Raw genomic sequence first — 12,263 nt, 5'->3', positions numbered from 1 at the left:
TTTAGTATATAACCGCCATGGTAGTTTAAACATTATGAAGAGAAGAAAAGATGTCATTACCGTGTAAGCGGGAATGACATTGATTTTATCCCATTACTGCAACTAACCTGTCCATGGTTATAGTTTAATGCATATCAAGATGTTCTCCTGCTGCGTTAACGTCATCATTTGTGTGGAAATTTTGCATTTTTAGATTAAGTTCATTCATTACTAGCTTTGGTAGCTGTGATCCACTTTGGTGAGAATTGATTCTATCACTTAGATACTTCACTGTGTGTTGTTCTTCGCTAGTTGATCTACTAAGATCAGATGCATAATCAGAATCAGAATCATTTTCAAATGTAGACAATAAGTTATTCAATTCATTTACAACTGTAGGTATAGTTGTATACTTATTGTCTAAATTCAGTTCGTCTATTATACGATAAGATACGTCGCTCATATTAAGTATTTGTTTAATAGATACATTTGGATCATTAATGGCATGAATCAAATCTAGACATTTTTTTACTTGTTCTAATTCTTGTTTTTTTGTAGCTAATTTTGTGCATAATTCGTTTAGTTTGAGTTTTTGAGACTTTGGGTCTATATGTGGTATTTCTTTTTCATCTTTAGCATAACTCTTTTTTAACTTTGGGAATTGTGTAGTCAATATCTTTTCAGCGTCTATACTAGCTTTACCAGTAAGTTTCTCTTGTATTGCACTAGGTAAACCTATTATTGTGTATATAGCTTTAATGTTTTTTGCTTGCACAGCTGTAAGTATCACCAAAGCATTATCTACATCCTGTTTTGTAAACCAATAATTTTGTTGTTTAGACATAATAATATAATCCTCAATTAGTTCAACATATTACTAATAATTGATTTTGTAATACTACAAAATATACTATTCTTACCTAATATAGCTGTATCTATATTTTGTATGCTCATTTTTCAATTATTAAGATCATTAGAATTTTATTAGGTTATCGTCCTTTATAATTCGTTATAATAACCTAACTCAAGGAGAGTATATTTATTATTTAAGAATGTTCAACAAAATATTACAAAAACAAAAATTTATTTTAAAATAATAGTAATTTAAGGTTTTGCACCTAATATCATTCACATAGCCATTATCCGTTTGAAACGGATAATATTATAATTATTCAATAGGATTTAGTATTTTTTATAGATAAATCATAAAAAAATACTAAATCCGCTTAGTGGAAAGATAATTGCTGTTATAATAGTCTATGTTTAAATATTTAAGTCTAAGTATTAGTTACATGATTAACATACCCAAACTACCTAAACTACAAGTTTTACTAAAAAAACTACATAAATTGGTTGTATATTTTTTATATAAAAGAAATATTATTATTTTAATAGGCGATAAAGGTACATTTCTTTGTGCTTTAATACACGATAAAGTTGTGGATACTTTATTTGTTCCTGCTGAAAACCAAGATAATTTAGACTCCTATAAAGAATTTTTTGGTAAATTCAAAAACTATTACGTTTTCTTCTTATTAAACGGTTCTGCATGTGAAGTACGCCATGATATAGTACCTGTACTACATTCAATAGTAAAAACCAATCCTGTAGAAAAGTTTATAGAGGAGTATTTTTCTATAGATGATATAGTTGCTTACAATGTCTATAACATCAATACCAAATATAGTGAGGTGTGGAATACCTTGCTGGTATCTACTCCTTATACCCCACCTTTAAGTAAGTTACTTGAGAATCTTTTGGCAAGTAAGAGGCAAAAGTTTGGTGGGATTTATTTTTTAGCTTTGGAATGGAAACCAATTATAGATAAAATTGTAAAAAATGTTGAAAATAATAAGTATAGTGAATATTTACAAATTTTTGTATGTATTTTAAGTACAAACGGTATTAAACTTGTTGTTAAACATCAAGGTAATATAATCTCAATTCAAACATTTGATTATCCAGCTGATAAGTCAGACTTATATATTCAAGGTATAATTGAACAAGAAGTGGAAGATTGTTTGATATCTTGTAAAAGCTATATTGATAGTTTAACCCTTAAAGTTTGTATAATTCTTATAGTAGACCAAAATCTAAAGTTGTTATTAGAACAATCCAGTTTTGGTGAACATCCAGTAATATGTAAGTCTAGCAGTGCATTATGTGATAATAGCAAATTTTCAGATGCAATGGTTGTCAAGTTATTTAATGAACAAAAAAGCTTTCTAGCCTCTAACAAATATTTAGAATCCATAGCTAAACTCAACATTATCAGTTCTTTAATTTTCAAACCATTTATCACTATAATAATAGTATTGATATTTGCTGCATGTGCTATCAAAATTAAAACCGTAGCAAATTACAGAAAATTGGATCTTTTAAATTCACACTATTTTAGTGCTGAACAAGATTATTATAATGTTAAGCAAGCCTATCCATATATTCAAAATACCACTAATTTAGCTGATTTATACGTATTTGAAGCATTATTGCAAATCCCCGTACCAACGCCATTTGACCCGTTAGAAAAGTTTTTAACAACTTTACCACCTAATCTGCACCTAGAGGAGATTAAATGGCAAAGGTCGGATCTAGATAATACGTTATTATCATCTAATCAGTATATAAAAATCGAGATATTATTAAAATTTATCGTTAGTGATATACTAGTTGAAGATGCTACTCAGCTCTTAAAACAAGAAATTGCAAATTTTAGTAAAATATTTAGCAATATGGATATTAATTTTACGATATTTACTGATCAAATATTAGAGTTACCTAATAGAGTAGTAATACCTGCTGAGGTTATTATTACTAAGAAAAAAGGATAAGAGATGCTTAAAAATTTTATTGTTCATCTAAAAAATGTTATATTCTTTAAGTTTATTATGTGTTGTCTGTGTATTTCTACTATTTTATGGTTGCTGCAAAGTATTAATAAAGATTATATGGAATCAATTGCCAAGAATCAAAATATAGAAGAATCTCTAGCTCAAGAAACGTTAAAGTTGTATTCTATAATAAATTCCAAACATAAAATACTAGAAACTTATGCAAGATATTCAAAACTATTATCTATTTCTGCTAGACAAAATTGTTTAGAACGAGCAAGGTTAATAACAACAATTGATAGTTTCTCAAAAAAATACAACTTAAATGAGCCTATTACTATATCAATTAAACAAGAATTCTTAAGTGGTATTAACCCAATGGTGGGAACAAAGCAGGATACTATAAGGATAAAGAATTATGATGTTTACATAAGATTTGCCACTAAAGATTTTGCAACTTTCTTGACAATTATAAGAGAAATCTACTCTTGTATGCCGGAGAATACTATTGTACTATCTATATACATAAAGAAAGAAGATGTATTAGAACCTAAGGTTGTTTATAAACTATCAACAGAAAGAACACCTGATATGATATTTACAAAACTTAACATGCGTATAAGAGAAATAACGGCAAATAAGTAATTGTAATCTCAAGTAGTTATCGTATATTGTTTATAACAAAATTATTAACAAATCTTAGAGAAGTATATGAATATTGTTGTAAAAAAGTTAGTAAGAGTTATCATTATTTTAAATATTATTTTTATTGCAGAAGTGACGATGGCTAGTAACTCCTCATCAAAAGAAACAAAAGATTATATCGCTACTAGTCAATATTACCATAATTTGATATCCAGTAACGATATGGCAGAGCTTAATATGTTTTTAAGTTTATTACCCAAAGGAGGGGAGCTTCATCATCATTTTAGTGGAGCTATATATGCCGAAAATTATTTAGATATAATTAATAAGGCTGGTTTTTGTATAGATAAAAATAGCTATCACGCACAAAAAAATAAACCAAATAAACTAAATAAAACATGCCTTAGTATTACTGCTCTCCAAGATAATTATGATCTATATACCGCTCTTTTAAGTCGCTGGTCATATGGTAGATTCTTTTACGATCATAACTGTACTCAAGAAGATGGATTAAAACATTTCTTTAATGTTTTTGGATATGTAGGTCCAATAGAAGCAGTTGATGTCAAAAGTAGTTTGACCTTATTAAAGGTAAGAGCTAAATCAGAAAATATCCAATATATTGAAACTATATTGTTCTTAGCCCCAATTAGTGACAATCCTGCACTTGATAAGGTTAATCAACTAACAAGTAATACAGATGATGCCACTATCAATAGTGTTTTAAGTCAGGCTGTTGATGTTTTAGATAAAGATAGCATTATACAAAATGAAATCGCGCAAAATTTACGTGAAATCGTATCTAACTCCCAAGATATTGATGATGATGATTTTAGTATGCGATTTCAACCATATGTAGTACGTTTCAACAACCCATCGCTGATATTTTCTGGATTATATTCAGCGTTTTTAATGGTCAAAAATAATAGCAAATTTGTTGGAGTTAACATTGTTGGTAATGAGGCTCATCCTATTGCTTTACGTGATTATAAGTTGCATATGAAAATGTTTCGTTTCTTAAAACAAAGATTTCCTAATGTAAAATTGTCGCTGCACGCGGGAGAGCTTACTTTAGGTCAAGTTACTCCTGAAGAATTGAGTTATCATATTAATGATGCGGTTAATGTGGCAGAGGCAAACCGTATAGGACATGGTGTCGATATTATGCACGAATCTAACCCCTACCAATTAATAAGTACATTATTAAACAAAAATATACTTGTAGAAATTAATTTGACTAGTAATGAAGCGTTACTAGGAGTACAAGGTGATGATCATCCAGTGAGACTTTATATGCGGTATGGAGTACCAATTGCAATTTCTACTGATGATCCAGGGGTGTCACGTAATAATTTAACAGATGAATATTTAAAATTTGTCACTCGCTATAAACCATCTTATGATAAGCTAAAAGAAATAGTGTCTAATAGTATTAAATATTCTTTCTTAACAGAAGACGAAAAAACTAAGCAAATTGACTTGCTAAATAAAAAATTTATTTCTTTTGAGGATACGATAGCTTCATTTGTAAAAAAACACTCTCATGTTAAAAAATAAAGAGCCAAAGACTAATGAACATCTTTAGCAGTATAAACATTTCTATATGTAAAAAAAGAATAAGTGAAGAGTTATTTAATAATATAACAAAACATGCATGTTTAACACTTGCTAATATAATAGCTATTGATTACGAAATTAGACTTAAATCAACACCTGAGATTGATGTCCATATAAGTAATTGTATTGGTAAATTAAGAATTTTTCTCGGTCAGAAAGTTATTACGGATGATAGTTTTTCAACAGTTTTAATGTTATTTTCGGTAGCAATCTCTCCTGATGAATATCAAGATGGAGATAATATTCTAAACAAATCAGAAGATATAATAATTGATACACTAATAAGTACAAATTTTGGTAAGGCAAATTCTGAAGAGAGAAAAGTAATAAAACAAGTGTTAAAAGATTTACTGGCAGCAAGGAATAGTTATGAATTAACAAATTTTATACAGCTTGAACCAGAAATATTTTGTACAACGGTAATGCATGCGGTAAAAAAATATCAAAACCCAAAGGAAGTCAGCACTAATGCTAGATTAGAAATTAATAGAATAGTAAATGTTGCAGTAAAACATAATAAGAAAATTGAAATATTTAAACAAGCAACTAGTAAAATTATAACTGCTATTTCTGTTCTAGCAGTTGGGGCTATCAGTGTTGCAACAGCTGGTGCCACATTTGCTTTTATGGTAGTACCAGCTTCTATTCTAGCAATAGAATATGCTCCCAAAATCGGCGAAAAAATTGGCGGGGTAATTCTGAGTCAGGATAAATCCATGAGTGTGCAAGAAGGAAAAATTACCGCTCTAAAAACTAATTTATGGAAAAATAATAAGGAATTCTTGTCTCAACAGCGAGTAGTAGAGCATAATGTATCCATGCAAAAATTAGATAGTCAAATAAAGTCGGTAGTCAATCTAAAATCTAACAAATTAAATATAATAAAAGATCAGGTATCGGTTAACTTACCTAGTAAAAAGTCTTTACAAAATAACAAAAATAGCAAATCTTCAGGACAAATTAAACAAAGGTAACAATATGCTAGTAACTTGGATTCTCCTTATATTTGCAGGATTATTTGAGGTAGGTTTCTCTATATCGCTGAAGTTGTCAGAGGGTTTTACCAAAGTAAAACCCATTATAGCTTTTATTATTTTTTCTATATTGAGTTTTGTTTGTCTAAGTAAAACTCTAGATAAGCTTCCTCTTGGTACTGCTTATCTTATATGGACTGGTATCGGAGCTGTAGGAACAGTAATAGCAGGGATGGTGTGTTTTAACGAGCCATACTCTGCCATGCGAGTTTTCTTTATTACGACTATGATAATTTCTATGATAGGGCTTAAGTTGTCTTAAACTTATGATCAGGCTTATTTATCCTAAATTTTGGCACACCAAGAACATTATAGCATATTTATTATTACCACTAAGTTGGTTATATCTTTTTGCTAGTTATTTAAGAAAAATAATTGCACGCCCTATAATATTTCCTTGTAAAGTAATTTGTGTCGGTAATATAAGCATTGGAGGTACTGGTAAAACTCAAATAGTGATCTTCCTTGCGAAAATGTTGAAGGCTATTAATATTGATTTTATAATTATTACTAAAGGTTATGGCAGTAAACTGCAAACGGCGTTGTTAGTTGAACCACATCATACAGCACTAGATGTCGGAGATGAAGCAGTAATGCTATTAAAATATGGTAAAGTCATAGCTAGTAAAAAAATTCAATATATACTGCCTTTTATACAGAGAATTAAGCCAAAGGTGATTATAGTAGATGATGCAATGCAGAATCCTAATTTTTATAAGGATATTGTTATTCTGTCAGTTGATGCTGACAGGTTATTTGGCAACGAATTGTTAATTCCAGCCGGTCCTTTGCGTGAGTATCCTAAACAAGCTATTGAAAAAACGGATATAGTTATTCTTGTCGGTTCGAGTAATGTTGCTCCTTCTTTCTTATATAGAGAGCTTCCCTTTTTTCAAGCCCAAATAGTTCCAACTATAGACATAGATAAAACAAAGAGATATTTTGCCTTTAGTGGTATAGGTAATCCTAAACGGTTTTTTTCTACATTAGAAAATTATGGATTGCAGTTAGTAGGTAATAAAATTTTTCCGGACCATCATCAATATCGTGAAGAAGATTTAGACTATTTAAAAGAACAATCAGAAAAATCTAATTCTCTTCTAATCACAACTAGAAAAGATTACGTAAAAATATGTGATACTGACTTGTCAGTAATATGTTGTGATGTACATTTATTACTAAATAATCAAAAATTATTAGCAGATTTAATATATGAAAAAATTCTTTAAAAATATTAAGTATTTGCTTGAGTATTTTTTCGTTTTAATAGTACTAAAGATATTAGGAACATTTGGTATCGACAAATCTGTACAAATTTGTCGGTATATAGCAAGGAAAATAGGTCCTCTATTGCCAGTCAATAAAATTGCAAAAGAAAATATTCAAAATATTTTTGGCAAGAATCAGACAAATGGTCTAAGCATGGAGACTCAAGTAACCATTGATCAAGTATGGGATAATTTTAGCAGTTTTATAGGAGAATTTCCATATGTTAATAATATGTCAGAGGAAGAATTATCTAGAAGGGTAGAAATAATCGGACTTGATAATATAATAGAATTTCAGAAATCACAGCAACCTTTCTTATTATTTACGGGGCATTTTGCTAATTGGGATTTTGCACTTAAAATTATAAATAAATTTTATCCTAAATTTGCTATTATCTATCGTAAATTAAATAATCCTTATATTGATAAGCTGATTAATGATAGGCGTAAAACTAGTGATATAAAGCTAATTCCAAAAGGAGAAAAGGGTGCAAGAGATCTCCTATCTGCAATCAAATCAGGATACGCAATTGGCATGCTTGTAGATCAAAAAATGAATAATGGCATTGAAGTACCATTTTTAGACCGACCGGCCATGACTGCTCACGCAATTGCTAAAATTGCCTTACAATTCGGCTACCCGATTATACCATTACAAGTGGTTCGCACTAATAGTAATAACAGTTATTTTAAAGCTATTATCCATCCACCAATACAATTACAAAAAACTAATAATAGTAAAACAGATTGTTATAATATAATGTTTACCATTAACCAAATTTTAGGTAATTGGGTTAAAGAAAATCCAGGCCAATGGTTTTGGTTTCATAATAGATGGAAGAAGAATAACTATGCCCCAAATGACAAAATCTGCAAATAATAACATGTAGCCGAAAATGTAAATTTAATAAGTACTGGCTAAAAGTTTTTTTGCAAAAAAAGTATGGCTAAAAACTATATAGTAATCAAACATATCCAAAGCCCACCTCTAATGTCATATGTACGCTTGATTAGGATTTTTAGAGCATCTTCAGTTTTTTTAGCTTCTCTTATACACTCTGATCTCATGGCAACTATGTAACCTGATATAGTCATAATCTTGCTATATAGTTGTTTTAGATCTTTATCATTAAAATCATTTTGCATAAAACCCTCTTACTATGATTGTAGGTAAAATATTCCTATTCATTATTAGATAGGGTAGTTGAGGTTGCATTTTTAAAAAGAAAGTTGCTAAATAAGCAAGAATAAATTTGATTACTGAGCAAATATTGTATATATTCATAAGGCATTTCCTTTTATGATTGAGGTTTTGTGCTTAACTAACAATTTAGTATTATTTCGTTTTTATTCAACTTACCTATATTTGTAGTAGTTGAATTTATGTACTGAATAGTTTTAGTTTTTAAAGTTTATCTTACTAAATAATTCCTTGGTTCATTTAGTAAGATAAACAACTTTACTGTGACAATTTTTTGTTGTCAAGAAAAAACCGTTTTTCACGGATCAATTTTATAAAAAAATATTTACAATGGGCTGGTTTGAAAATCTAAAAGAATTCCTTCGGAATAAAATGGAAGAAAAACAACTGAAGGCTAGTGATCTTGCTGGACTTGCGGGCATTCCTATAACTACTATGAGAGGGATGTTGAGTAATCGACGTCCTGAAATAAAAAACATAATCAAACTTGCAAATTATTTGGACTGCTCTATGGATGAAATGTTCGGCAGACAGAAATTTGTCTCTAGCGAAAAGCAACAATATGCTCAACTATCTCTAGAAGAATTAAGTGATAATTTGAAGAGTTTTATCACCGACAAGATGAATAAAAAGCAAATGACTCAATACGAATTAGGACTGGAAGTTAGTGGTAGTCCAGACGGCTTTCGAGCTTTTTTAAGAGAAGATGATAATAAACAAAAAATGCTAAGTACTGGAGCAGTTATAGCTCTTGCTGATCATTTGGACTGCTCTACTGATGTAATGGTAGGTAGAACTTCGCAGCTTGAAAAAGAGCAACAGCTAGCAAAACCATTAGATAACAGCTTAAAAAACTTAAGTCCTGAAGTTCTAAAAGCCGCTCAACTGATTGGGAAATCTATGGGTGATATATCACCTAAAGCTCTGACCACAGATAATGTTGCTCCCAGCCATGTGAGTTCTTTAATTAAGAAATCGCCTAATAGGAGTAGAGGGTAATAAATCTCTTTCGATGATAATTTAATGCAAGAACGTATTAGCAATATTAGGGGTCTTTTCGCTAAGTATAAAATAGATGCCTATATAGTACCGTCTAATGATCAATATCTTAGCGAGTATGTTCATGAAAGTGCTAAACGACTGCAATATATGACTAACTTTAGTGGGTCAAATGGTATTGTGGTGATCTGCAAAAATAATGTTATATTTTTCACAGATGGTCGTTATCTAGAACAAAGTAAGCGTGAACTAGATCCAAAAATTTTTGAGATTTTTGATATTAAAGATTTACCCTATTTTCCTTGGGATGATTATTTAGGTAATGATGGTATATTAGGATATGATGCGAAACTTTTCACTAATGTTAAGTTAAAAATATTTTCTAAAATAAAGCCTCGTTTACATAAAGTATCTAATAATTTAGTAGATCAAATTTGGCGTAATAGACCAGCTGAGCCATCATCAAAAATATATATTTATGATGATAAGTTTGCTGGTCAATCGTATAGTGATAAAATTACCATGTGTCGTAATCTACTCACTAAATATTCTGCAGATACCATGATTGTTACTGCAGCAGATTCAATATGCTGGTTATTAAATCTCAGAGCAAGTGATATTCCATATTCACCATTGATGCTTGCTATAGTCCTAATCACTAAGGACCAACTATATTTATTTACTAATCCAAATAGGGTGGACCAAGATATTATACTTGCTCGTCCTCATGTAACTATCTTACCTTCTGCACAATTTGCTGATATATTGAGTCAAGCTAATAAAGTCCTAATTGACGAAAACTTCACTTCCAATTATATCATAGATTTGCTAAGCACTAAGATAATAGAAAAAATAAATGATCCTTGTCAATTAGCTAAAGCCCGTAAAAACGATATTGAAATTAACCATGCAATTAATTCCCATATTAAGGATGCGGTGGCACTATGCGAATTCTTTGCATATTTATTCGAACTACCAAATTTGCAAGATCAAACTGAATATGATTTAGGAGCAATATTAACAGAGTTTAGATTTAAGCAAGATCAATATGTTATGGATAGCTTCCCGACTATATGTGGCTTTAAGGAAAATAGTGCTATAATTCATTACCGAGCAACAAGCACAGGGGCAAAGAAAATCTTAGGTAAAGGCATATTATTAATTGATTCTGGTGGTCAATATAACGGTTGTACTACTGATGTAACTAGGACTTTTGCTATAGGTGGGTATCCTAACAAAGAACAAAAATTACGTTACACTCAAGTTCTTAAGGGGCATATTGCTTTGTCGATGATTAAGTTTCCAGTTAATCTTATTACTGGAGGTAATTTAGATGTGCTAGCTAGGCAGTTTTTATGGAGAGATGGACAAGATTACCCACATGGTACAGGTCATGGTGTTGGTAGCTTCTTAAGTGTTCATGAAGGACCACAAAATATTAGTTTACGCAGTAACATTATTCTAGAACCTAGTATGATTGTATCCAACGAGCCAGGTTATTATAAAACAAACGAATTTGGTATTAGAATAGAAAATCTGATGTATGTCAAAAATGCTTCACAGGATGAAAATTATCTAGAGTTTGATACTCTCACCCTTGTTCCTTATGCAAAAGATTTAATAGATCGCAGAATACTAAACGCAGATGAGATAAATTATATAAAACAATACTATCAAAAAATTAAACAACAAGTTTATCCTCTACTTTCAATTAGAGGACAGAAATGGTTAAGTAATCAATTACTTTTCTAGCTTGTTGATTTCCTCAATACTCAAACCGGTAATCTTGGCTATATACTCAGACGTCATATTTTCTTTAAGTAAAATTTTAGCTATATCTATAGCTTTTTTCTTTTCGCCTCTAGCCTCGCCTCTAGCTTCACCTCTAGTTTCAGCAGCTTTTTCAGCTTGTTCGATTTTGAACTGCTCTACTGCTAGATTATCTAGTTGAGTTTTGGTTATATGATCATAGGTATTTAACTCTTCTTCCGTCCAAGAGGCTTGATCTATTGCTTGGAAAGCTCTTTTAATGATAATATCGTGACCAATTAAATGCTCCATTTCTACTAAAGTACTATGATGGGCATGTTTAAAGAAATACATCCATTTTTCTTCAATATTCTCTAACTGATCAATGGTTTTATGGAATTTTTTTAGTTCAGCAAAGATGAAGTAAAAATCCTTAAGATCATGCTCATAACTTTTGGAATCTAACAATCTATGGGTTGATTTCCAATCTTTCTTGTCAGGAAACATGATAAAATCAGCAATAGCCAAAAATATCACTCCTTTAAGCTTAGCATATACTGCTAATTTTTTATGATTTTCATCTTCTTTAAGTATTTGCTGTGAATAGGCTTTAGCCGCATAAAATTGAGCTCTTTTCTCAAATCCCTTATGTTCGCCAACCTGCATTTCAACAATTACTTGCGTGCCATTTTGGTCTTTACACAAAACATCTACTATAGATTGCCGATATGCTGCAATAGCAGGGTCTTGTATGGTTTTAAGAAAACTAACCTCAATAATTTGATCTTTTCCCTGATATCCCAAAATATCATTAAGGAAGTGAATTAATATATCTTTATTTTTCTCTGTACCAAAGATTTGCTTAAAGCAAAAATCATTTTTTGGATCAAGAAAACGGGAAATAGCCATAATAAATAACTTAAATATATATGATACTCAT

General features: G+C 30.3%; 12 protein-coding genes. 9 read left to right on the top strand and 3 right to left on the bottom strand.

The genetic code is table 11. The features are described 5' to 3' along the window. Positions 1–124: 124 nt before the first annotated feature. Positions 125–823 carry a hypothetical protein gene (locus ACFEL2_RS03605; protein WP_375332263.1) on the bottom strand — a complete coding sequence of 233 codons (699 nt, stop codon included), beginning with the start codon at positions 821–823 and terminating at the stop codon, positions 125–127. A gap of 415 nt (positions 824–1,238) precedes the next feature. Between ACFEL2_RS03605 and ACFEL2_RS03600 the strand changes: the two genes are divergently transcribed. The 7 genes from ACFEL2_RS03600 to ACFEL2_RS03570 all read left to right on the top strand — a co-directional run bounded on the left by ACFEL2_RS03600 (position 1,239) and on the right by ACFEL2_RS03570 (position 8,254). After that, on the top strand, positions 1,239–2,810 hold the full coding sequence (locus tag ACFEL2_RS03600; RefSeq protein WP_375332262.1) for a hypothetical protein: 1,572 nt from the start codon (positions 1,239–1,241) through the stop codon (positions 2,808–2,810). A gap of 3 nt (positions 2,811–2,813) precedes the next feature. Then, positions 2,814–3,455 carry a hypothetical protein gene (locus tag ACFEL2_RS03595; RefSeq protein ID WP_341752128.1) on the top strand — a complete coding sequence of 214 codons (642 nt, stop codon included), beginning with the start codon at positions 2,814–2,816 and terminating at the stop codon, positions 3,453–3,455. A gap of 66 nt (positions 3,456–3,521) precedes the next feature. Beyond that, positions 3,522–5,012, top strand: a complete 1,491-nt coding sequence (locus ACFEL2_RS03590) for a hypothetical protein (RefSeq protein ID WP_375332261.1) — start codon at positions 3,522–3,524, stop codon at positions 5,010–5,012. Positions 5,013–5,026: 14 nt separating this feature from the next. After that, the gene (locus ACFEL2_RS03585; protein WP_341752130.1) at positions 5,027–6,046 is read left to right on the top strand and encodes an RP853 family protein; all 1,020 of its coding nucleotides are present in this window, start codon (positions 5,027–5,029) and stop codon (positions 6,044–6,046) included. A gap of 4 nt (positions 6,047–6,050) precedes the next feature. Beyond that, entirely contained in the window at positions 6,051–6,368 is a 318-nt protein-coding gene (locus tag ACFEL2_RS03580) for a DMT family transporter (RefSeq protein WP_341752131.1), read from the top strand. A 4-nt stretch (positions 6,369–6,372) separates the two neighbouring features. Next, entirely contained in the window at positions 6,373–7,335 is a 963-nt protein-coding gene (lpxK, locus tag ACFEL2_RS03575) for a tetraacyldisaccharide 4'-kinase (protein ID WP_341752132.1), read from the top strand. Beyond that, the gene (locus tag ACFEL2_RS03570) at positions 7,319–8,254 is read left to right on the top strand and encodes a lipid A biosynthesis lauroyl acyltransferase (RefSeq protein ID WP_375332260.1); all 936 of its coding nucleotides are present in this window, start codon (positions 7,319–7,321) and stop codon (positions 8,252–8,254) included. The genes lpxK and ACFEL2_RS03570 overlap by 17 nt, the downstream gene beginning before the upstream one ends. A 74-nt stretch (positions 8,255–8,328) precedes the next feature. On the opposite strand, the gene ACFEL2_RS03565 is transcribed toward ACFEL2_RS03570, so the two are convergent. Further along, positions 8,329–8,520: a hypothetical protein gene (locus ACFEL2_RS03565; protein ID WP_375332259.1), complete on the bottom strand. Its 192-nt coding sequence runs from the start codon at positions 8,518–8,520 to the stop codon at positions 8,329–8,331. Between the two features lie 385 nt (positions 8,521–8,905). On the opposite strand from ACFEL2_RS03565, the gene ACFEL2_RS03560 reads away from it, so the two are divergent. Continuing rightward, on the top strand, positions 8,906–9,574 hold the full coding sequence (locus tag ACFEL2_RS03560) for a helix-turn-helix domain-containing protein (protein WP_375332258.1): 669 nt from the start codon (positions 8,906–8,908) through the stop codon (positions 9,572–9,574). Between the two features lie 24 nt (positions 9,575–9,598). After that, complete coding sequence (locus ACFEL2_RS03555) at positions 9,599–11,326, top strand: aminopeptidase P family protein (protein WP_341752135.1); 1,728 nt, start codon at positions 9,599–9,601, stop codon at positions 11,324–11,326. On the opposite strand, the gene ACFEL2_RS03550 is transcribed toward ACFEL2_RS03555, so the two are convergent. After that, positions 11,315–12,232, bottom strand: a complete 918-nt coding sequence (locus tag ACFEL2_RS03550) for an Rpn family recombination-promoting nuclease/putative transposase (protein ID WP_375332257.1) — start codon at positions 12,230–12,232, stop codon at positions 11,315–11,317. The two genes, ACFEL2_RS03555 and ACFEL2_RS03550, sit on opposite strands and share 12 nt — an antisense overlap. Between the last annotated feature and the right edge of the window lie 31 nt (positions 12,233–12,263).

It is taken from the genome of Candidatus Tisiphia endosymbiont of Temnostethus pusillus (genome assembly GCF_964264675.1).
In the GTDB taxonomy this organism is placed as follows: Bacteria; Pseudomonadota; Alphaproteobacteria; order Rickettsiales; family Rickettsiaceae; genus Tisiphia.
The sequence above is the reverse complement of the archived record's forward strand: the minus strand, read 5'-3'. Positions and strand labels throughout refer to the sequence as shown.